This is a genomic window from Pseudomonas graminis, assembly GCF_900111735.1.
Lineage (GTDB): Bacteria > Pseudomonadota > Gammaproteobacteria > Pseudomonadales > Pseudomonadaceae > Aquipseudomonas > Aquipseudomonas graminis.
Window position 1 is genome coordinate 53,247 of sequence record NZ_FOHW01000026.1, and the last position, 21,003, is coordinate 74,249.

Consider the following 21,003-nt stretch of genomic DNA (forward strand, 5'->3'; position numbering starts at 1 on the left):
CAACGACGTGGCCAGCACCTACACCATCGAGTCTCTGCTCCGGCCCGCTGTCGAGCTCAACACCGCTTTTGTCTGCCTCGCCGCAGCGCTGCTATGCATCTTGGCACCTTGGGTGTTCGCGCTGTCGCCACTCTTTGGGGCTGCGACAGCGTGTGCCTATCTTGCCCTCGGGTATATCCGCCTGAGGCAAGCACTGGTCGTTCTGCGCTATCGACGCAACATCCGGCGCCTGCCTCATTACACGATGACCAGCAAAGACATGCCTGTCAGTAACGAGCGCTTGTTCATCGGCAAAGGGTTTCGCTGGACGCAGAAGCACACTCAAAGGCTGACGGACACTTATCTGCCCAAATACGCCTCATACGTCGAGCCCACCCCGCTTTATGTGCGCGCGCGACGTATCGAGGAGCAGCTGGAATACGCGCCCTTCCCTCTCAAGCTGATTACCCGCGCCACAAAGTGGGACATCCCGCTCAACCCGGTACGTCCACTCCCGCCCGTGGGTGGGCTACCTCGTCTCCACGGTATCGAACCCCATGAAGGAGATGTCAGCCTGCCTCTTGGCGAGCGTGTTGGTCACTCTCTGGTGCTGGGGACCACCCGCGTCGGTAAGACTCGCCTGGCAGAGCTTTTCATCACGCAGGACATCCGACGCACCCGGCGTCGGGCTGGGCGTCGTCCTCGATTCGCGCATCGGATCAAGAAGGAAACGCCCCAAACCGCAGAGATGAACCTTGATCGTGAAGTGGTCATTGTCTTCGACCCGAAGGGTGATGCGGACCTGCTTAAACGCATGTACATCGAGTGCAAGCGTGCCGGCCGGCTGGACGAGTTTTACGTCTTCCACTTGGGTTGGCCTGACTTTTCCGCACGCTACAACGCTGTTGGCCGCTTTGGGCGTATCTCGGAAGTGGCGACCCGAATCGCCGGGCAACTTTCCGGCGAAGGCAACTCGGCGGCCTTTCGTGAGTTTGCGTGGCGCTTCGTCAACATCATCGCGCGCGCCTTGGTCGCTTTGGGCCGGCGACCTGACTACGAGCAGATTCTGCAGCACGTCATCAACATCGACGCGCTGTTCATCGAATACACCCAAAAGTACTTCGCCGAACATGAGCCCAAAGCGTGGGAAGTCATTGTCGGACTTGAAGCCAAGATCGACCGCAAGAACCTTAGCTTCGCCATGAAGGATCGGCCGCTTCGCGTGGTAGCGATCGATCAGTACCTGACTCAAGCTCGCATCGCTGATCCGGTGCTCGACGGGCTACGTTCGGCGGTGCGCTACGACAAAACCTACTTCGACAAGATCGTGGCGAGCCTTCTGCCGCTTTTGGAGAAGCTGACCACAGGGCGCATCGCCGAGCTCCTGTCTCCGGATTACCTGGACCTTGAAGATCCGCGACCGATCTTTGACTGGATGCAGGTGATACGAAAACGAGGTGTGGTTTACGTGGGACTGGATGCACTTTCCGATACGGAAGTGGCTGGAGCAGTCGGGAATTCGATGTTCAGCGACCTGGTATCGGTCGCCGGTCACATCTACAAGTTCGGGATCGATGACGGCCTGCCCGGCGCCGACAGCGGCAAGGTCGCCATCAACGTTCACGCTGATGAATTCAACGAGCTGATGGGTGATGAGTTCATCCCGATGATCAACAAGGGCGGCGGCGCCGGCATGCAAGTGACGGCCTACACGCAGACCATGAGCGACATCGAGGCGAAGATTGGTAGCCGCGCGAAGGCGGGCCAGGTCATCGGTAACTTCAACAATCTCTTCATGCTCAGGGTACGAGAGACTGCAACTGCAGAGCTGCTCACCAACCAGTTGCCCAAGGTCCAAGTCTTCAACAGCACGTCGGCCAGCAGCGCCAATGACTCCGTCACTGGCAACACCGCTTTCACTTCCAACACTCACGACCAGATCCAAAGCGTCAGCGTGCCCATGATCGAGCCCGCGCATGTCGTAGGCCTGCCGAAGGGTCAGTGCTTCGCACTCGTTGAAGGTGGCAACCTGTGGAAAATCCGCATGCCATTGCCGGCCAGTGACCCGGACGAGGTGATGCCCAAGGATCTGCAGGCAATCGCCGAAGGCATGCGCAAAGGGGCCGGAAGTAAAAGTGAGTGGTGGGACGCACCCGGTTATCAAGCCATGAGTGAGTCGCTGCCCGATGACTTGCTGGACGGTTTCAAACACTTGGCTGACAGCCGGGACGCTCAGTAACCATGCACCCGTGAAGGAAACACGCAGTGGCAGACATCGCTGAAAAAGCCGAGCAACAGCAGGAAGGTCAGAAGACGTTCATCGGCATGCTGTTTTCAGTGCCGCTTCACTTCATTGGAGTGATGTTCGGATCGCTGCTGTGCGCCATTATCCTCGAATGGATATGCCTGTACTTCATTTGGCCAGAGGCCGGCTGGGCGCATGCACAACAGATGTTCGAATATGAGTTGGGCTGGCTGTCGAAGGACCTGCTGCAGAGCGTCATCATCAGAGAGCCTGGCCGAACTGCCGTGTGGCTGACGCAATGGGCATATGACTGGATCATGGTCAAAACGGGCCTGCAGGAGAGTATCAACTCCCTCACTCAGTACGCGCGGACGAGGCAACTGCGAGCGGGGAACTTTGACCTCCGCTATCAGCTCGGCTGGACAATGATTCAGTTCCAGGACTACGGACTGGCGGCGCTCTACACGGTGCTGACTTTCTGTGTCCGGATGGTGATCCTGACACTCACCATTCCGCTGTTTTTGCTGGCCGCATTCACCGGGGCAGTGGATGGACTGGTCAGGCGAGATCTGCGGAAATTTGGATCGGGCCGGGAGTCGAGCTACCTGTATCACAAGGCACGCGGCACCATCCTGCCGCTGGCGATCTTCCCCTGGACTGCGTACTTGGCGATTCCTTTCAGCGTGAGCCCATTGCTGATATTGCTGCCATGCGCGTTGATGCTGGGAATAGCGGTTTGCGTAACGGTGGCGAGCTTTAAGAAGTATTTGTAGGAATGATTAACCGCGCGGAAAGGAAACCGGTTCTTGCTCTCAAGAATGAAGACAGGTGCTAAAACAGCCTCTATGCAGCCTCCAAAAGACTAAAAAATTCCTTACTTTGCAACCCGCTCATGCTGTGATCCTCTCAAGCGTCAGAGGGCGCCATCCTGACACTTGACGGGGATAGCTCATTGGAGAATCGCTTGATTAATAACCAGTAAAGGTAGTCCCATCGTCGATTTCGAATGCAGGTACATAGTCGGAAGCTGCAGTCGGGTCGAGAAAGGTCACGCCATAACTTTTGAGATACATCGCCGCGGCGTTAGTACCGATGTCTGTTGAACCTATTTTTACCGCATACCAGCCACGATTGTAACATTCATATGCAAACATCCAATGTTCCTGTTTGAAGCATTCATCGACAAGCCAGCTCTCCCAGAGGGCAGAACTAAATCCTGCATCAAAGACCCCGCCGGCGTGTGCAGCAAGTGTAGCCAAGGTGGCCACGCAACCATCCTCCATACCAGCAATCAGAGTCTGTGAATGTCCATGTAGCGGAATTTCAAGAACCATAGCTGCCCAGATGCTCCAAAGCACTTCACTACCGTGTCCAACCGGAGCACTGGCTTCCACTAGTGAATTTATTGCTAAGGATGCCATGTCGTTGTCAATAGTAAGATTGCTTCGATGACTATTTAACACCACAATGTCTAACACCAATCTGAGACATCCGGGATCAAGAGCTATGCATTGCCATAACAGGCTTTGAACCATCGGCCAAGCGACTACTGTAACTTCTACCCTTTGCAGGGATGCTACCGTGTATCTAAGAACGCCTTCAGAAGAATTGGATTTTGCGAGCATGAAGGCGCGATTGAAATAATCAATCCAGCTGGCAGGCGATCCCTCTTGCGTTGCTGGAATGAATGCTCGCAATTGAGTGACGAAAATTGACTCGATTTCGCTTGGAAGCTCCTCGATTGCGGTCTTGTTACTATTAAGCTGCAGCTCGTACTCATAAAGTCTTGCCTCTAACGCTATTAGGGCTGACTCAGCATTCGACAAGGATGTAAAGGAAAGCTCCATATCATCGATAAAGCGTACGCCTCCTAAAATATTGCATTGTTGACTCAGCGAGATATCAACAGAAGTTAGCAGCAACTCAGCTATGGCAAGCGATGTATCAGGCCCGATTGCGATTCCCTTCGTTTGACCATGTTGGCATGCCTGCAGTTCTTTATCTAGCAGGTTTCCATAGAGGTTCAAGTCTTTCATACGCTGCTTAGCAACCGTTTTTGTATGTGCGGCCCAAGGTACTGCATGCGTGTAAATCGAAGGATAAAATTGCGCAATGTCCGCCTTGAGCACATACCGCGCTCCCACGCGAGAGTGAGCTCGTACAACAGCCCTGTCAACGCTCTGTGTCGCGATAGCTCTGGAACTCATCGGGTTAAGTCGCGGTGTAGTGTGAGAGTATGGAGAGCCAGATGAGGCACTGAGAATAGATGCCTCATTTGCATCGAATACTTCGCAGAGCCGGTAAAAATTAACCGGATTAGGAATGGTCAGACGCCTTCTCAACCCCCCTACACGCGACAAATTGTGATGCATTGGCTGCGACCACTCTGGCCTGTTGCCCTGTATAAACGCGGCTGGTAGTGTTCCGGCGAAGATAAGATTTCCAAAGGATACCGAATTGAACACAGGCGGTAGTTCTCTTGGAAGAAAGCCTTTCTGTAGTAGTTGGCGAAGCATAAAGAGTCCATTCAATGTCAAAATGACATCAAACCACCTGCATTGACGAAAAGCAATAATTTTTGGTCACTGATCATTTGACCCGTTTGCACGTGCAAATGCGCTATGCCTGGCTGGCATCAATCCAAAGGAGAAATCAATCCCGGCAGAGCATCGTTGAATTTCTCCTGCAAAGCTCTTACCACGCCCTCAAACCTTTTATCTCCTGACGCGACGGTACCGAGTTGAAGCGCCATGACGTTTAGCCCGTTCGAGTTCCTGACAACTGTCTCGATCAGTTCGGGAGGGTAGCCTTCCACATGACGTCTTAGCGGGTGCACTCCACTGTGAATGAAGGAGTTCATCGCATCCCAATTCTGATCCTTGAAACCCTGCAACATCCTTGATGGCTGGGGTGGAGCCTTGTCGATTATCTGACCCAGCATCGCAGAGAACATGGGCATTTTTTTGGCCGCAGCTTCAGAGCCAACCGTCAGTGGGGAGCTAAGGATTTCGATCTGCGCATCGGATGCTGCGTAAAGAAGCCAGACACCGCGCGCAATGGCCTCGTACTGCATTCTCATCATTGCCAGAGCTGAGGAATAGCACGCAGTCCGAACTAGCAGGCGCAGGCCAAGCGCGTGCTCGAACGCCAAACCACAAGCGACCAGTGCTACCTCATGCCTGATTCCCGGATACGCTCGTACATTTTCCAGCACGCGCAATACTTCGATGTGAAGCTCATCCGAGCGATCCAAAAAATCTTCCATTGAGCAGGTCTCCTGATGGTGAAGTAACTACGTCCTTGGAACTGCAGAGTGCAAGGTAAAATCACGCCCGGTAGGCCGGTGTGCGGCGTGCGCCATGCCAAGCACGGGGCCTGCGCGCGTCGGTGGAGTTGAGCACCACGCCCAAACAGGTTGGCGCCTCTTTTTAGGCTGCTTATGGCTCATACACCATAGGGGAAATCAGAAACATCCCAACAATCGATTTCTTGCGGTAACCCTCCCCCTGCAAACGGCAAGCTGACGGCATCAGGAATCACCGAGCTCAGCCGTGAAACAGTATCCCGCCCCCGCAGCACTTCACCTCCACATATTCCCGGCAGGCCTCATCGTTGTGCTAGGTACCTGCACACAGGTCGAAACCGGACACGCTGCATCGGCTTCGGAACGAACAAATGTGGAGGTGATGATCCGCCAGTTAAACGCACTGGAGGACACCGCCCACCGCAGCGCTCAGGTTGCCAATGAGCCCGGCCAAAGATTCTTCCTGGACTACGAACGTCTCGCCGGCGACATCGGACGCATCCGACACGGCTTGGAGAATTACTTGTCACCCAGCAGGGCGCAGCCCCGCGATCCCGTGGAAATCGCCGGCAGCTACATCAAGGCGCAAACGGGTGCGCCATGAGCATGTCGGGCACGCAATCTTCCGCGTTTAAAGCCGCAGCCGGGTTCCCGGCCTCCGCTAGCTACTCACTGTTCGTAGGCTTCGCGATCGCCATCTCGTTGCTGTGGGCTGCATGGGCTGTTTACAGCTGCTATCGGGGCTGGGCGACCGGAAATCTGGATCGCGTGATCGCGTTACCGGCAGTTATCCGCAGCGTCGCGCTGTGCCTGATCCTCGCTGTTTTTGTTCTCAGTTAACCCCGGAGTCGACGATGTCTCGTCAGTTAAGCGCCAGTTGTGCAGCCACATTAGCCATCGGCTTACCGCAATTTGCCATTGCCGCCCTACCCAAGTCTCAAGCCCCGAGTCGCGGTGAAGGCACCAACATTCTTCAGACGATCCAGAACTGGGGATTTGATGGCTTCATGCTGATCGGGCTGATCATTGTGGGCGTCATGTTCCTCGGTGTTAGCTGGCACGCCTTCGGCGTCTACCACGAGATCCACGACGGCAAGAAAAAATGGCGAGACCTGGGTGCTACCGCCACGGTCGGGGTGGGCATCCTGGCGGTGGGGATTTTCCTCGTAACTCAAGCCACCGGCATTCTTTAAAGGACGCTGACCATGGCTGACATTCTGGACGACGGGACATTGAGCTTCCTGCCGGTTAGACTCAACAACCAGCCCGTGGTGATGGGTGGCCTCACGGCGGACGAGATGTGGGGAACGGTCGCGCTGAGCGGTGGCTCAGGCTTCCTGCTCGGGATACCCGCCGCTGCTGTCATTGGTAACTGGGCTCTGATCATGGTGGGCGGTTTGGCCGGTGGTGTCCTCGGACTCACCGTCGCGAGCCGGATTTTGCGTCGCATGAAGCGCGGCCGGCCCGAGACCTGGGTGTACCGCCAGCTCCAACTCAACATCGCCCTTCATTTTCCGACATTCAGTGCATCCCGTCTCATCACACGCTCCGGTGCGTGGACCTGTCGTCGCTCGGAGGCTTCATGAGCTATCGCAAGAAAGTCGACGCCCAGCAGGCTCACATCTACAGCCTGCGCCTGGTCATTGGCCTGCTCGTTTGCCTTGGGCTCTACATGGCCTACGGGTGGCAGAGCGCGCCCAAGGATCTGACCATTCATGTGCCGCCCGATCTGCGGTCTGGAAGCACCCGAAAATGGTGGGATATCCCACCCGAATCGGTGTACTCGTTTGGCCTGTACATCTTTCAGCAAATGAATCGCTGGACGCTGGATGGCGAGACGGATTACCAGGACAACATCGCCAGACTCGCCAGCTATCTCACGCCCAGCTGCAGGAGCTACCTGGAGAAAGACCTCGAGCTGCGGCGCAACAGCGGCGAGCTTCGCAGGCGGGAGCGTGCTGTGTCGGAGATCCCCGGGCGAGGGATCGGCGACGCATCTGAATCGCGCATCGAGCAACACAGCATCAACGACTGGACCGTTCGCCTCGACATGGTGGCGGATGAGTACTTCGGTGGTGAGCGTGTGAAACGAGCCTTTGCGAGGTATCCGCTCCACGTCATCCGATCTGAAGCGGACCCTGAGAAGAACCCTTTCGGCCTCACCTGGAACTGCTACAGCAGCAATCCTCAGCGCATTGAGGCCCCCGCTCCACCGGTGACTGGAGACAAGCATTTATGAGGTCTTTTATCTACGGGCTGGTCGTGGCTGCCTGCCTAACCGGATACGCCAACGCGGTCGAAATACAGCAGTGGGAGCGTGTTCCCATCGCACTGCCGCTCACTGTCGGGCAAGAGCGAATCGTATTCGTTGACCAAAACGTACGTGTAGGCCTTCCCCGCGCACTGAAGGGAAAGCTGCGAATCCAGAGCACAGGCGGGGCCATTTACCTGTTAGCGAATGAGCAGATCCCGCCTACCCGAGCGCAGCTGCAGAACGTCGCCTCAGGCGAGATCATGTTGGTGGATATAGCGGCAACCGTCAGCCCACCAGATCAGGCTGCGCTTGAGCCGATGAAGATTGTCGCTAGCCAACAGCCAGGCAGTCATTCCGGACGCAGCCACGTCGCTAAGAACACAGGCGCAAATCCCAGGGACGACAAACCAGAGGAACAGACACCAAGCACCGACACCGCGGCGCCGAAGACTGATACCCCAATTCCCGTGGTGATCACTCGCTACGCGGCCCAGATGCTTTATGCACCGCTTCGAACGGTGGAGCCAGTGCCAGGCGTGTCTCAAGTCAACCTCAACCGCCGCCTGGACCTGACCACCTTGCTCCCTACCCACCCCATCAATGCCTCCGCACTGGGCGCATGGCGTATGGCGGGTTACTGGGTAACCGCGGTGAAGCTGCAGAACACAAGTGAGCAACATCTCACGCTCGACCCCAGGGAGCTGATGGGTGACTTCACCGCAGCCACCTTCCAGCATCCCTATTTGGATGCAAAGGGACACGCCACCGATACGACGATCGTCTATCTGGTAACGCGAGGGCACGGACTGGCGGAGTCGCTGGTCCCGGCGAATATCGCTCGGATCGATCCGAAAGGAGGCAGCCGTGAAGAATAATCCGCTGTTGAAGTTTCTGGTCATCCCCTTCGTTCTCTTGGCGCTCGTGCTTATCGTCAGGTCGCTTGGGTCACCCTCGGCCGGGGGCCCTCAAAAGGATGGCGCGCCATCGCTCACTGAAGATCAAGCGAAGAAGCTGGGCGTCGACGGGGATACGGCGAGCGACACCCTGCGCACGATGGTTGCCGAGAGCAAAGAGCTCAAACAACAGATCCGTAACGCGCTCAAGGGGAATGAGGACCTGAAGGAACAGAACCAAGGCCTGCAGAAACGCTTGAACGAGATAGACCACACCATTGATAACCGACTGCAGGGCGTGCAGAACACGTTGCAGCAGGAAGCCAGGCAACAAGGCCAGGGGCTCGCCGACGCTCTCAAGCAACAGTACGAATCGTTGGCTGACAAGAAGAATGTCGGAAGCGCAGCGGCATCGGATCTTCCCATCGGCTTCGGCGTGCTGCCCGGCGACGGGCAAGGCTTCCAAGGAGCACCAGATCTGGAGCTGGTATGGATCGATCCTGAGGACGCGACACCGGTCGACGCCAACGGCAGGCCTGTGCGCAATGGATCGAACCAGATCGCCAACGGCTTCAGCTTCCCGACATCATTCGGCGCGACGCTGGACCGCGGGCAGAACGCGCTGAGCACTGGCGCGCAACAAATCGCCGACGGTGCTTCCTCGCAGAACCGCCGCAAGCAGGTGCGAAAGGTCTACACGCTTCCACAGAACTCGACACTCATGGGGTCCGTCGCGATGTCGGCGCTGATTGGCCGAATCCCCATTGATGGAACCGTTAACGATCCCTACCCGTTCAAGGTCCTGATCGGGCCCGATAACCTCACTGCCAACGGTATTGATCTGCCTAACGTCGCTGGAGCAGTCGCCAGTGGTACCGCATCAGGAGACTGGACGTTGTCGTGTGTACGCGGCCAGATCCAAAGCCTCACGTTCGTGTTCAACGACGGCACCGTAAGGACGCTGCCTGCCCCCGCCGAGGAAGTGAACGGCAACCAGAGCTCGGGGCAGAACAGCGGGAGCCAGCAGACCATTCGGGGGGGACTCGGATGGATCAGCGATCCCTACGGCATCCCTTGCATCAGCGGCGAGCGTAAGAGCAACGCATCTCAATACATCGGCTCGCAGGTTTTGATTACTGCCGCGGGCGCCGGCGCTGCGTCACTGATCAAATCAGACGGCAACAGCACCTCAATTGTTGCGACCCCGGGTGGCGCAGTGAGCACCACTGGAATTTCGGGCGGTGAGGCGATGGGCAAGATCATTGGCCAAGGCGTCAACGACATTTCGAGCTGGGTGAACAAGCTTTACGGGCAGGCTTTCGCCGCTGTTTACGTGCAACCCGGGGCGAAGGTGGCCATCCACCTGGACCAACAGCTCGCCATCGATTACGAGCTCAAAGGCCGCAAGGTCGACTACACCTCTGGAGTTGACGATGTCTCGACCAATCTCGATTGATATGAAGCTGAAGGTCTGCGTCAGCCTGTTTTTCGCCGCGCTCACCTCGGGCTGTTCAACGAGCAAGGATGAGCTGCTGCCCCATGGCAATGACACCATGCTGAATGTCTGGGATCAGGGCACAACGGGCAGCGGTGGCAATGCGACCAACCGACAACTTCTCGACGCTCGATCGGCGTTGCGCAGACCGCTCGAGCAGGTTCCGCAAGCTTTAGCAGATGCGAATCGCGCCTTCGCCCGGACGTCGCAGAACGAGATCTACAGCCAGTTCAAGCGCCTGCCGAATCCGGATCTGGTGATGTACATCTTTCCCCATCTTGCGGGCTCTGATCCGGCGCCGGTCCCGGGTTACACCACGGTATTTCCGCTCTACCAGCGTGTGCTATACGCGATGCCTGGCGAACGCACGGAGGATTATTGATGCGGCTGTTCGGTAGATCTAAAGCAGGCGCAGATTCGGGGCGACTGCCTCAGGATGGAGAGCCAGACAGTCTCAACGACATGTCAGCATCTGCGCTCACGGGCGAACTCAGCGCTGAGCAGCAGGAGCAATTCAACGCGGCTACAGCGCGGTATTTCGACCGCCTTGCATCGCTCAGGATACCCTCTGCCGATGAAGTCAGGCACCCCAAACAAAAAGCGGCTACCGACTCAGACGTAGCCAGGCTGTACAGCGTCAATCCATCCTTCGTGGATCTGCTGCCATGGGTGGACTATCTCCACGAGGAGCAGGTCATGCTGCTCGAAGATGGCGTATCCCGCGCGGCCTTCTTCGAGCTGACACCTATCGGCACCGAGGGTCGCGATCAGGAATGGCTGCGCAAGGCGCGCGATGCGCTAGAGAACGCGCTGCAGGACTCGTTCGACGAACTGGAGACGTCGCCCTGGGTCGTTCAGATGTATGCGCAGGACGAAACCAACTGGGACGATTACCTCCGCCAATTGGAGGACTACATCCAGCCGCGCGCCAAAGGTACTGCGTTCACCGAGCTTTACTTGAAACTGTTCAAGCAACACCTTGAAGCCATCTCAAAACCCGGCGGCCTCTTCGAGGACACCAAGGTCAGCCAACTCCCTTGGCGCGGTCAACAACGCCGTGTGCGTATCGTCGTTTATCGCCGCGCCAAAAGCGGTAGTGACGTTCGCGGACAAGGCCCTGCTGCCTATTTGAAAATCATCTGCGATCGTCTCGTCGGCGCACTGGCGAACGCCGGCGTTAAAGCCTGGCAAATGGACGGGCAGGCGATTCGTCATTGGCTGGTTCATTGGTTCAACCCATGCCCCGATCACCTTGGGCCGACCGATGCTGATATCCTCCGCTTCTACGAACTGGTGTGCGAGCAGGCACCGACATCCGTACACGGTGAGCTGCCCCTTGCCAGCGGCACAGACTTCTCTCAAAACCTTTGCTATCGCGAGCCATTGTCGGACGTGAAAACAGGCCTGTGGTGCTTCGACGGCATGCCTCATCGCGTGGTCATGCTCGATCGTCTTCGGGAGCCTCCAAAGACCGGGCACCTGACGGGAGAGACGCGCAAAGGCGGCGATGCCCTGAACGCGCTGTTCGACAAAATGCCGGAGGACACCATCCTCTGCATCACGTTGGTCATCACCCCCCAAGACACGCTCGAAGGTCACCTGGAGCAACTGTCCCGCAAAGCCGTCGGTGACACCCAAGCCTCGATCCTCACCCGGGAAGACGTCTCGACCGCGCGCCAACTGCTGGGCCGCAAGCACAAGCTGTATCGCGGCAGTGTCGCGTTCTACCTGCGCGGGCACGATAAAGCGGAGCTTGACGAGCGCAGCCTGCAACTGAGTAACGCCCTGCTCGGCGCCGGCATGACGCCTGTAGAACCGCGCGACGAAGTGGCCCCGCTGAACAGTTACATCCGCTGGTTGCCCGGTAATTTCGACCCCAACCAGCGACGCGCGCTCGACTGGTACACCCAATTGATGTTCGTGCAGCACATTGCGAACCTGGCTCCGGTATGGGGGCGCTCAACCGGTACCGGGCATCCTGGTCTGACGCTGTTCAATCGCGGCGGCGCGCCGCTGACCGTCGACCCGTTGAACAAACTCGACCGACAGATGAATGCGCACCTGTTCGTCTTCGGCCCGACGGGTGCCGGCAAATCCGCCAGCCTGAACAATTTGGTCAATCAGTTGATCGCGGTTTACCGGCCGCGTCTGTTCATCGTCGAGGCCGGCAACAGCTTCGGGCTGACCGGCGACTTCGCGCAACGGCTGGGGTTGAGCGTTAACCGCATCAGGCTGTCCCCGGGTTCCGGCGTAAGCCTGGCCCCTTTCGCCGACGCAGCGCGGCTGGTGAAATCACCTGAGCAGGTAAAGATCCTGGATGCGGAAGACCTGGAGTCATCGGACGCGCATCTGAGCAGCCAGGAAGATGACCAGCGAGACATCCTCGGCGAGCTGGAGATCGTGGCTCGGCTGATGATCACTGGCGGAGAGGAGAAGGAAGATGCGCGTCTGACACGGGCAGACCGCAGCGCCATTCGCCACTGCATCCTGAACGCCGCGAAGAGCTGTGTGGCTGACAACCGAGTCGTGCTGACTCAGGACATCCGCAACTCGCTGCGCGCTGCCGGCATGCAAAAAGGCATGCCCGAGCCACGACGCAACCGGATGCTTGAGATGGCCGAAGCCATGGACATGTTCTGCATGGGCGCGGACGGAGAGATGTTCAACCGCGAAGGTACGCCGTGGCCTGAGTCAGATCTGACCATCGTCGACCTGGCCACCTACTCTCGCGAGGGCTACAACGCGCAGTTGTCGATCGCCTACATCTCGCTGCTGAACACGGTAAATAACATCGCCGAGCGCGATCAGTTCAAAGGGCGGCCGATCGTCAAGCTGACGGACGAAGGCCACATCATCACCAAGAACCCACTGCTCTCCCCCTATGCGGTGAAGATCACCAAAATGTGGCGCAAGCTCGGCGCCTGGTTCTGGCTCGCCACCCAAAACGTCGACGACCTGCCACCGGCAGCGGCGCCGATGTTGAACATGATTGAGTGGTGGATTTGCCTGAACATGCCCCCGGACGAGGTAGAAAAAATCTCAAGATTCCGAGAACTCACCCCCTCGCAAAAAGCGCTGATGCTTTCCGCGCGTAAGGAAAGCGGCAAGTACACCGAGGGCGTCATTCTGTCGAAAAGCATGGAAGTGCTGTTCCGCGCAGTCCCGCCGAGCCTCTACCTCGCGCTGGCCATGACCGAGCCGGAAGAGAAAAAGCAGCGCTACGACATCGTGCAGGCAACCGGCGTCGACGAGCTTGGGGCCGCCATTCAGGTCGCGGCTGACCTCGATCGGCTGCGCGGGATCGAGCCGCACATCATAACATTTCCTGACCAAACCAAGGCCTCGGAGCGCCCTGCATGAGAACACTTGATAGCCTGACCCAGAGCTTGATTGAAAGCCTGACCCAGTTGCTTCAACAGCCTGAAGAGGATGCGTTGGAGTCCTTGAGGGTTTGTGCTCCGGTCTTGATTGAGCAACTGCAGCAGGTGCTTGCGAGGGCTGTGGATCGGCGGGACGTGGAAGCGCGTATAAGGACAGTGCTTGAGGATTGGTTGCGGCTGCATCCGCAGCCTGAGGCAGTGGAAAACGATCTGATTGAAGCGCTGCGGACTAATGCGCTTATCGATTCGATGGAGGGAGTGATGCGTAGCCCGATCTGTACGCGCAGCGCCTCCATTCCTGGAGCTGTTGAACAACCTGAACCATCTCACGATCGGTAATACGACAACGGCCGTAAGCGACTTGAGTGGCTGCCGTTTCGCCGCTCCCTAGTCGTGGTCGTCCAGCTCGCCGGATAAGTTGAGCGCCGAGGGATGGGACTGGTTAAGCTTGCTCATGCAGCTTTCCGTTGTTCGTGGAGCTGGCGGTAGGCAGGGTGACTTGTCGCCCTAAGAGGCAGCAACCACCAAGCCCTTTGGCGCGGTAGGGGCATTTCCTAGGTGTGAATTGCCAACGGAATGAGTCCGAGTTAGCAATCGATTCTGCGTCTACGGCAGGTATGAGGGCAGGGTGTTGCGCCTTCCATGAAATTGCTATCAGACGTTGACGGCGGCTCTTGGGGCAGCATTTTAGAAGTAGATCCGAGCAGTGTCTGGATGACATGCTCGGCATCGGCCTGTTCAGCACTTGAATAGCCGTCTAACAGGGTACGGACCCGGCCCTCGTACATCCTTCGAGCAAGGCAGGGAGCAATATCTGAGAGTAGTGGACCTTTAGTGTCCAAAAGGATGAATGATTCGAAGGTAACAAGGTGCCCTGAACCGGAAGCATCAACCTGCTTCTTAGGTTGTCGGCCGACCCAAGTAACACGGCCTGCTATTCCATGACTCTGTGGTTCATTACCTATTCCCCCAATACCAATCACGGCGTCAAACTCCCAGCTCCGTACATTTCCCATGCAACCATTGACACCGAATCTACCTGCTCTGTCGGGGTCACCTACATGAGTTCTTTTGTACGTAAGGATTCGCATGAATAACTCTCCTCGGTTTTGTGCCTGCCACTTTTTTCTACCTGTTTTGGCTCTCCGGCGGCTGAGCAGCGTGCGTGGTCTTTCGCCAATCCTCTCGGATGCGGCCAAGCGCTGCCTGTGCGTCTGGATCACCTACTTCAGCCATGCACTCCAAGCAATCCCCCCCGCAATCCGCAAGCTCAGGAACAAGCCCTAGCGGACGCTTGCAGATGGAACACGTCTTAATATTCAATTTCATTGATCTCAACTGACTACCGACTAGTCTTGCCCGAGCGCGCATCTAGGTAAAGCCTATTTGCTATGGTCATGCCGCCGCAGTACACGAAATAGATACCTGGACCTTTGGCTGGTGAGGACATCCAGCCGCCGGCGTCTTCAAAATCGCCTGCAGTGCAGCTGCCACTGTATATGAGCTCTCGCGCTGCTTTGGCAAACTCGCTGCGGTATAGACGATAGTCGTCTGAGCCTTTAATCAACATATCGTCACCTTCAGCCCCTTCACCAGGATCAGCAGGGCGCGTCTTTGTGAGCAACTTTACAGGCACCCACTCTGCGAACGTCCCGTTCTTGATGCCGTTGCTGGCAACGCAAGCAGCGTTACCGCTTTTCACGTATTCACTGATACCGCCCGAGCAGGAGGCTGAGTACGGCTCAGTCACGCGGACCCACGCGTTTTTCGTCTCGAACACCTCGACTCCTTCGCGGAACATTAGCTGGCCAGCAACCCCGCATTTAACGGAAGGACAGGTATGACGGTCTACTCGATCGGCAGACACCCACAGATTTTGATCTGCGACAGCGACGTTGGCAGTTATAAAAAAAGCTAAAGACGTGAGGAATGAGAAAGATTTCATACAGCGGGGTACTCTGGCTTGGGTGTGCATATCTCATTCCTTTGCATTGGCGGCCTCAAAAAGTGTGTCCTTCTATGCGCACTGCCCAACGTTCGAAGGCTGCGCTTGAGTGGCGCTGTTTTTCCTACCGACATGGATACTTTTCGGAGAGCGCTGCAAGCGAAACAACGAGACGCGGATCACCTGCCACAGCGGGTCGTCTTTTGATGTAGTCAAGCACCACCCTCGCAAGGCCAGCGGGACTAACTTGGCCCTGCGTACACACCTGAGCATTTGCTGGCACAACACGATTCAGAATTGGAGCTGTCTCTGCAAGCGCGCCGAGGTAGCCAATACATGCTCCCGCTTCGGCAGCAGCACCGATACCACTCGGCTTGACTGATGAATCCTGCGGCACTGAACCGCAGTTTTTCACCAACCATTGCGCGTCAAGCACTCCGGGAGCCAGTTCAGCAGCGGACGCCGCGCAAGGTAGAAACGTTGCGAACGTCATTAGGCAAGCGGCCTTGAAATCCATATTCATGTTGATTTTTCCTACTTTTTACGATCTGAGCGTGCCGCACTCCAGAGTTCTATTTGTTCCGCGCACGCTTGAAACTCACCCACCAAGTACTTCTTATCGTCTGGCAGTACTACGATGCTGCCTTTTTTGAACTGCTGCATCTGATGGGTAATGCTCATTTGCTGAGCGTTAGCCTGACTGATCTTTGCTTTGCTGATCAGATCGAGCAGCTCAGCCGGCACAGATGCTGGAGTTGCGTAAAGCTCACCGCGGTAGGGTGTGCCCGTAAGGGCTTCAAATTCCTCAAGTGCTTCAAGATAGATACTATTCATAGAGCCTGCACCGTTTTTGAGGACGCGAAAGCCGCATCCTTACACTGTCAAAGCCCGCGATTCGGCAGGCTTGTGGGCACTGGGACTTTTCCTATCACTGGCCTATAACTCAACTCACGGCGAGTTTGCCTAATGCCCTCACGGCACTCCTACCAGGCGTCGGCAAATTTTGACCAGCCGGACGCTACCCTATAAATAGGCTGTATCGTTGTTCTCGATGAGTGATGACATCATCCTCATAAACTGAAATAAACATGTAATGCAAGCCAAGATAGGCAGAGCACTCCCAGTGACTCGCGAAATATTCCCCATTGTCTCGTCTCCTCGCCGTGATCACAGTGTCATGATTCCCTTTGTCTACAGCGGCTTCGGCTTGCTTTCCATTATTCTCTACACGAAATTTAACCTGAACTTTTTCAGCCTGAGTAACAGTAGAAAAGAGGGCTTTGAACTCAATACCTTGTCGCAACGGAACTGATCTAGAACATTTAAAGTAATGATCCTCTGATTGTATTCCTTTCTCTCGTTTTATAGTGCTTGTTATTCGGATTGGTTCGTCCGCATCTTCTGGGTAAGGAAGGAGGGCACTGTATCTGTCCTGAGAAAGAACATACTGTCGATAGTTCATTGGACGTCCATCTACGTCCTTATAGTTCGGCGAAACAAACGGCAAATTGGTTTTTTCCCCACCACTTATAGCGCGTTTTACTTCAATGATCTCATCATGCAAATCCAACAACTCGACTATAGACTGCCCCAGCATTACTCGATTACGAGGAGCACTTTGCTGAAGCTTTGCCGCTACATCGACATGAAATGATGTGGCAGTGACCTCAGAGACACCTGCATAACCGTACATACCCCAAAGCACTTGTTCATGTGAGCCATAATCAATGCCTACTCTTATACCAACGTCCTCAGCCAAGCCGCGCTCACGCAGTTTTGGAACGACCTCTTCACGAATATATTGGACAAGTACGGCTCCGCAATTTATTGCATCGATCGCGCTGTTGTTCGCGTTTCCATTCCCCCTAAAGAAGGCCAACACGGCGTCACCCATGATCCGGTGAACGTGCCCATCAAATGCCATCACACATTCAATGGCGCACTTTATGATCTGATTCTTGAAGTAAAAAACCATTTCTGGCGAATAATATACACCCAACCGGGTCGAGCCTTGAATGTCCACGAATAGGGACGTCACGAACCCATTTTCCCATGCTCGCGACTCGACCAGGTGATCAAAATCTGGATGACCACCTATGACCGCATCGCTGATTCCTGGCTTGCCATACAACTGACGAATGTTATTTTGAACATTGTAGTCATGCACTTGCTCCACCGACTCAAACGAAGCTGATTCTGCCGCCATTCTCGTCTGTAGCTTAGAGTCAGAGGCACGTACAGACTTGGTGATTGATGTATCCATCTCAAATGAGCCAAACAACTTATTCATCCGTGACATAAATAATACCCCGTTGCCTCAAGGATCTGCACAAAACCAAAGCCAAGCAAAAATACCAAATTCCATACAGTTAACCTTGCCGCCTTTGCAATAACCTTAAACTTTAAATCTGTTATCACAGCAACCTCATGGACTTGCACTATCAAATCGCGCTCTAGCTCGTCGATCGTTTTCTGCTGAACCGTATTAACAAACTCTGCGGCAATAAAATTTCTTGAAACAGAACCAAAGAAAAATATGGATGGTGACCGCGAAGGCTTTGTACCAGTGCTAGCGCTCGCAAGATTCGGCCATATGCTTTTTATGACGTAGTAGATACTTAATAGTGAGAGCATTGCTATCACCGCCAAAATCGCAATCAACAGAATCTGGTAATAACTCCCATTTTTAATAAAGGCATCTGCCTTCAATACAACACCGCCGAAGATTGCAGCATTCAAAGTTGTTAACAGTCCACTCTTGAAATTCACTGTCCCAATGTATGTATCAAATCGTTTTAAGCTGTCCCACATACTCGATAAGCGAAGCTTTTGCTCATCGCTGACCGTCCCTTGCTTCTCCGCCGCCAACTCAGTTTCTTTCATTTTGGGGGTCTCAAATAATTCAAGGTGATATCATCCTGCATCACATATTGCAAAAAGCGGCCTGGGAGCACAAATCCAGTTTGGAAAGACTGGAGTCGACGCTGGAAGCTACATCGCTCACTTTAACAGCCACGCGTGTCACTCATGCCAAGGAAGAGTTTTGGAGGGGCCATAAATATGCCCATCGTCTATCCAAAACCTACCGTTGGACTGTGGGCCGTATATATAGCCATCTGCAATCCAAAATTTGCCACTATTTTTAGGACCGTGTATATAGCCACCATCAACCCAATACTTCCCCGACTCAACCGGGCCGTACACATATCCACCATCAATCCAATGCCCTGTATACACGTTGCTGACCCCCTCCGCCTGCTTTTCGCGGCCCCAAAAAATAGCGCCCCTCTACTGACATAACCCCGCGTTTACGGCGAGGCTCGGGGGGCGCTTGGATGACCTGCCGGGATTTCCCTGTTCAATCGCTACCGAGGCCGAATGCGGCCCAGACCAAGATCCTGTGCACACATGGATCCAACAAACACTACTGATGTCTCTATGCCAGCGCAACCTCGAATGCATGTCTAATTATCCCTTGGTGACTGTCAAGTAAGCCCTACTGTGATCTAGACATGAATGACCGAGTATGGTCTGCACCGTCTCAACATCGCCTGTTGCCGCAAGTGTCTTGGCCGCTAATGAGCGCCTACCGCTGTGCGACGACCCTTGCTTGATACCCGCCTGCCGGTAGAGCCTGCTTATGGTCTGTTGGAGTGAATCACAGGCCCGGTAAACTCTCGCCCTCCGTACAGCTCACGATGCTTGAACGCCAGTTCAAAGGCTTGACCCTTGTGTGTAGTAACCAGCTTTGAACCTGGGCGCAGGCCTCGGTATTCGTCAGTACCGGAAAGGCCCCTGCGGCGCAGCAAGCGAACAACGATCCAGCCTTCCAAGGCATCAAGGCATCGTGGATGGGTCAGATACACATTGCGAGGTCGGGAGCCCTGGTTGATTTCCGTCGGCGGATGGATGCAGTCATGGGGCTCTATGTCAGGATTGGTGATGAATCGAGAATGGTCCTGAGAGAGTTGGCAAAAGCCTCCTGAATAGCTTACAGGCCCGCGTGCCAGGGTGTTCACGAAAATACCGCCGCAACCAAAATCCTATTTCAAGCTGAATTTCAAACCCCATTCAGTTCTGCTGTACCCGAATTCAAAAAGGTACAGCTTCATGTTCCACCCCTCTCTCTGTCGTGACTTGATACAACAGCGGCTATTGGCAATCGCGCTGCTGAGCGCCTGCGCGTCTGCTCAAGGCGAAACATGGGTTGTCACCGATCACGCGCACCCGGTTACCAATACCGCACAACACCGAGTCATCGTTCTCGACGAGCAGCAACGGCTCGAAGCGTATCTCACAAGCAGACTGCCGTCCGACCCGACAAAAGCTGCGTCAACCATCCAGGTCTACCTAGCAAGTCCGGAAGGAATCCGCCTCCAGCATGAGCTGACCCAAGCGCAGCAGGGAATCACTGACGCTTGGAGTATCGGTGTCGAGAAAATACCCGCCGTAGTCGTCGATCGTCGCTATGTCGTCTACGGCGAACCCGATGTGGCCAAAGCGATTGCCTTGGTCGACAGAGCCCGGAGCGCGCCGCAATGAGGCGCGTACCCCGCTACCTCCATCCGCTCAGTTGGCTCATGACCATGGGCCTCTCATTTTCAGCATCCGGCGCCATCACGACCGCTGCGATCATCACGTCTACCCTATCCCCTCAATGCATGGAATATAAGGTCGTTGGCATCTGCTTTTGGCTGTATTGCACCCCATATGGATGCAAGGTCAAAACATCGACCAAGGTCCGCCATTACGTCCCAGACGCGGTAGTGACCGCTTACGCCAACACGGGCTTGAGCCCGTGGACAGAAATGTCAGCCCTCGGCGCGCCAAACTCAGCAGCCCAGGCCGGCAACAACGGGACCACCAACCACACCGGTGAAGAGAACGTTCTCAAGTTCAAAGAGGCAGATGTCATCGGCCACCCCGGCGGAGCGACGTTCACAAAGTTTGCCAGCGCATCAGGATACGTCTGTAAGGGCGCCACGCTGCCCTTCATCCCCTACTTTCTCAGCACCCTCGACGCCATCGCGTGGCGGAAAGGCGTTCCTGAATCAGCATTTCCCTAAGCCCTGACTCCGGGCGTGCGTGAAGTCGGGAGCTACCTGACCGCTGATCAGTGGGGCGCCGTCTACCCACGCAGCGGGTTCCTCCATCAGCCGGACGACTACAAAACCGCCGCAGTCATAGCGCAGCGCGCCGGCGACATCACCACACGCCGGGGCCAGATCCACGTTTACCTGCCAATGGCCGCTAGACCTCACGACGGTTACTGGCCCGCCGGCGCCCTTAAAGAAGGTGATTCCGCCTCGGGCAAATGGCAGGAGCTCGCGCCGACGCTCAGCCCTTCTTGCGCAGTATTCCCCAACAGCGGTCCGCGAATCGAGGCTGAAGACGGCGCTTACGCCTGGGCGCTCTGGCGGCCGTATTCGTGCTGCGAACGTCGCGGCCAAACCTTCCTGGGCAGCACCGGCGGCCAATGAAGTTCAGTAACTGGAGCAACTCATGAAA

General features: G+C 55.7%; 20 protein-coding genes and 2 pseudogenes. 14 read left to right on the top strand and 8 right to left on the bottom strand.

Annotated features, from left to right (window positions below):
• Positions 1-7: 7 nt before the first annotated feature.
• Together traD and BMY98_RS18485 are read left to right on the top strand one after the other, a co-directional pair.
• Positions 8-2,218 carry a type IV conjugative transfer system coupling protein TraD gene (traD, locus tag BMY98_RS18480; protein WP_074891556.1) on the top strand — a complete coding sequence of 737 codons (2,211 nt, stop codon included), beginning with the start codon at positions 8-10 and terminating at the stop codon, positions 2,216-2,218.
• 26 nt (positions 2,219-2,244) lie between these two features.
• Entirely contained in the window at positions 2,245-2,997 is a 753-nt protein-coding gene (locus BMY98_RS18485; RefSeq protein ID WP_074891558.1) for a TIGR03747 family integrating conjugative element membrane protein, read from the top strand.
• A 195-nt stretch (positions 2,998-3,192) separates the two neighbouring features.
• On the opposite strand, the gene BMY98_RS18490 is transcribed toward BMY98_RS18485, so the two are convergent.
• Both BMY98_RS18490 and BMY98_RS27685 read right to left on the bottom strand, forming a co-directional pair.
• The gene (locus BMY98_RS18490) at positions 3,193-4,740 is read right to left on the bottom strand and encodes an RNA-directed DNA polymerase (protein ID WP_083398830.1); all 1,548 of its coding nucleotides are present in this window, start codon (positions 4,738-4,740) and stop codon (positions 3,193-3,195) included.
• 119 nt (positions 4,741-4,859) lie between these two features.
• Positions 4,860-5,489, bottom strand: a complete 630-nt coding sequence (locus BMY98_RS27685) for a DUF6988 family protein (protein WP_074891562.1) — start codon at positions 5,487-5,489, stop codon at positions 4,860-4,862.
• Between the two features lie 325 nt (positions 5,490-5,814).
• Here BMY98_RS27685 and BMY98_RS18500 point away from each other — a divergent pair, with 325 nt between their 5' ends.
• The 10 genes and pseudogenes from BMY98_RS18500 to BMY98_RS18545 form a co-directional block, all read left to right on the top strand.
• Positions 5,815-6,132, top strand: a complete 318-nt coding sequence (locus BMY98_RS18500; RefSeq protein WP_074891602.1) for an integrative conjugative element protein, RAQPRD family — start codon at positions 5,815-5,817, stop codon at positions 6,130-6,132.
• Positions 6,129-6,368, top strand: a complete 240-nt coding sequence (locus BMY98_RS18505; RefSeq protein ID WP_074891564.1) for a TIGR03758 family integrating conjugative element protein — start codon at positions 6,129-6,131, stop codon at positions 6,366-6,368. The genes BMY98_RS18500 and BMY98_RS18505 overlap by 4 nt, the downstream gene beginning before the upstream one ends.
• A gap of 14 nt (positions 6,369-6,382) precedes the next feature.
• Positions 6,383-6,721, top strand: a complete 339-nt coding sequence (locus BMY98_RS18510; RefSeq protein WP_074891566.1) for a TIGR03745 family integrating conjugative element membrane protein — start codon at positions 6,383-6,385, stop codon at positions 6,719-6,721.
• A gap of 12 nt (positions 6,722-6,733) precedes the next feature.
• Positions 6,734-7,114, top strand: a complete 381-nt coding sequence (locus tag BMY98_RS18515; protein ID WP_074891568.1) for a TIGR03750 family conjugal transfer protein — start codon at positions 6,734-6,736, stop codon at positions 7,112-7,114.
• Positions 7,111-7,767, top strand: a complete 657-nt coding sequence (locus BMY98_RS18520; protein ID WP_074891570.1) for a PFL_4703 family integrating conjugative element protein — start codon at positions 7,111-7,113, stop codon at positions 7,765-7,767. Before BMY98_RS18515 ends, BMY98_RS18520 begins: the two co-directional genes overlap by 4 nt.
• Positions 7,764-8,657 carry a TIGR03749 family integrating conjugative element protein gene (locus BMY98_RS18525; RefSeq protein ID WP_074891571.1) on the top strand — a complete coding sequence of 298 codons (894 nt, stop codon included), beginning with the start codon at positions 7,764-7,766 and terminating at the stop codon, positions 8,655-8,657. The genes BMY98_RS18520 and BMY98_RS18525 overlap by 4 nt, the downstream gene beginning before the upstream one ends.
• Positions 8,647-10,131, top strand: coding sequence for a TIGR03752 family integrating conjugative element protein (locus BMY98_RS18530; RefSeq protein WP_074891573.1), 1,485 nt, complete (start codon positions 8,647-8,649; stop codon positions 10,129-10,131). Before BMY98_RS18525 ends, BMY98_RS18530 begins: the two co-directional genes overlap by 11 nt.
• A 1-nt stretch (position 10,132) precedes the next feature.
• Positions 10,133-10,552, top strand: a complete 420-nt coding sequence (locus tag BMY98_RS18535; RefSeq protein WP_074891576.1) for a TIGR03751 family conjugal transfer lipoprotein — start codon at positions 10,133-10,135, stop codon at positions 10,550-10,552.
• An 80-nt stretch (positions 10,553-10,632) separates the two neighbouring features.
• On the top strand, positions 10,633-13,530 hold the full coding sequence (locus tag BMY98_RS18540) for a conjugative transfer ATPase (RefSeq protein ID WP_425438891.1): 2,898 nt from the start codon (positions 10,633-10,635) through the stop codon (positions 13,528-13,530).
• Positions 13,527-13,775, top strand: a pseudogene (locus tag BMY98_RS18545) (hypothetical protein); the annotation flags it as partial. The gene BMY98_RS18540 and the pseudogene BMY98_RS18545, both read left to right, overlap by 4 nt.
• Before the next feature lie 1,117 nt (positions 13,776-14,892).
• On the opposite strand, the gene BMY98_RS18550 reads toward BMY98_RS18545, so the two are convergent.
• The 6 genes from BMY98_RS18550 to BMY98_RS27910 form a co-directional block, all read right to left on the bottom strand.
• Positions 14,893-15,525, bottom strand: a complete 633-nt coding sequence (locus tag BMY98_RS18550) for a hypothetical protein (RefSeq protein WP_083398833.1) — start codon at positions 15,523-15,525, stop codon at positions 14,893-14,895.
• 94 nt (positions 15,526-15,619) lie between these two features.
• Complete coding sequence (locus BMY98_RS26930) at positions 15,620-16,018, bottom strand: Rap1a/Tai family immunity protein (RefSeq protein ID WP_139214534.1); 399 nt, start codon at positions 16,016-16,018, stop codon at positions 15,620-15,622.
• 11 nt (positions 16,019-16,029) lie between these two features.
• On the bottom strand, positions 16,030-16,329 hold the full coding sequence (locus tag BMY98_RS18555; RefSeq protein WP_074891580.1) for a hypothetical protein: 300 nt from the start codon (positions 16,327-16,329) through the stop codon (positions 16,030-16,032).
• Positions 16,330-16,513: 184 nt separating this feature from the next.
• Positions 16,514-17,785: a nucleotide-binding domain-containing protein gene (locus BMY98_RS18560; RefSeq protein WP_074891582.1), complete on the bottom strand. Its 1,272-nt coding sequence runs from the start codon at positions 17,783-17,785 to the stop codon at positions 16,514-16,516.
• Complete coding sequence (locus tag BMY98_RS18565) at positions 17,782-18,378, bottom strand: Pycsar system effector family protein (RefSeq protein WP_074891584.1); 597 nt, start codon at positions 18,376-18,378, stop codon at positions 17,782-17,784. The genes BMY98_RS18560 and BMY98_RS18565 overlap by 4 nt, the downstream gene beginning before the upstream one ends.
• A gap of 585 nt (positions 18,379-18,963) precedes the next feature.
• A complete protein-coding gene (locus BMY98_RS27910; protein ID WP_342742120.1) occupies positions 18,964-19,137 on the bottom strand; it encodes a tyrosine-type recombinase/integrase in 174 nt (57 codons plus the stop codon).
• A gap of 468 nt (positions 19,138-19,605) precedes the next feature.
• On the opposite strand from BMY98_RS27910, the gene BMY98_RS18575 reads away from it, so the two are divergent.
• Together BMY98_RS18575 and BMY98_RS18580 are read left to right on the top strand one after the other, a co-directional pair.
• A complete protein-coding gene (locus tag BMY98_RS18575; protein ID WP_175514191.1) occupies positions 19,606-20,037 on the top strand; it encodes a TIGR03757 family integrating conjugative element protein in 432 nt (143 codons plus the stop codon).
• Positions 20,034-20,975 (top strand): annotated as a pseudogene (locus tag BMY98_RS18580) (TIGR03756 family integrating conjugative element protein). The gene BMY98_RS18575 and the pseudogene BMY98_RS18580 overlap by 4 nt, the downstream one beginning before the upstream one ends.
• Positions 20,976-21,003: the final 28 nt, after the last annotated feature.

Coding starts and splice junctions, on each gene's coding strand:
- BMY98_RS18510 (WP_074891566.1), top strand. CDS start 6,383: ATGTCTCGTCAGTTAAGCGCCAGTTGTGCAGCCACATTAGCCATCGGC.
- BMY98_RS18490 (WP_083398830.1), bottom strand. CDS start 4,740: ATGCTTCGCCAACTACTACAGAAAGGCTTTCTTCCAAGAGAACTACCG.
- BMY98_RS18525 (WP_074891571.1), top strand. CDS start 7,764: ATGAGGTCTTTTATCTACGGGCTGGTCGTGGCTGCCTGCCTAACCGGA.
- BMY98_RS18560 (WP_074891582.1), bottom strand. CDS start 17,785: ATGAATAAGTTGTTTGGCTCATTTGAGATGGATACATCAATCACCAAG.
- BMY98_RS18565 (WP_074891584.1), bottom strand. CDS start 18,378: ATGAAAGAAACTGAGTTGGCGGCGGAGAAGCAAGGGACGGTCAGCGAT.
- BMY98_RS18575 (WP_175514191.1), top strand. CDS start 19,606: ATGTTCCACCCCTCTCTCTGTCGTGACTTGATACAACAGCGGCTATTG.
- BMY98_RS18515 (WP_074891568.1), top strand. CDS start 6,734: ATGGCTGACATTCTGGACGACGGGACATTGAGCTTCCTGCCGGTTAGA.
- BMY98_RS18555 (WP_074891580.1), bottom strand. CDS start 16,329: ATGAATAGTATCTATCTTGAAGCACTTGAGGAATTTGAAGCCCTTACG.
- BMY98_RS18505 (WP_074891564.1), top strand. CDS start 6,129: ATGAGCATGTCGGGCACGCAATCTTCCGCGTTTAAAGCCGCAGCCGGG.
- BMY98_RS18550 (WP_083398833.1), bottom strand. CDS start 15,525: ATGCACACCCAAGCCAGAGTACCCCGCTGTATGAAATCTTTCTCATTC.
- BMY98_RS18520 (WP_074891570.1), top strand. CDS start 7,111: ATGAGCTATCGCAAGAAAGTCGACGCCCAGCAGGCTCACATCTACAGC.
- BMY98_RS27685 (WP_074891562.1), bottom strand. CDS start 5,489: ATGGAAGATTTTTTGGATCGCTCGGATGAGCTTCACATCGAAGTATTG.
- BMY98_RS18535 (WP_074891576.1), top strand. CDS start 10,133: ATGAAGCTGAAGGTCTGCGTCAGCCTGTTTTTCGCCGCGCTCACCTCG.
- BMY98_RS18540 (WP_425438891.1), top strand. CDS start 10,633: ATGTCAGCATCTGCGCTCACGGGCGAACTCAGCGCTGAGCAGCAGGAG.
- BMY98_RS26930 (WP_139214534.1), bottom strand. CDS start 16,018: ATGAATATGGATTTCAAGGCCGCTTGCCTAATGACGTTCGCAACGTTT.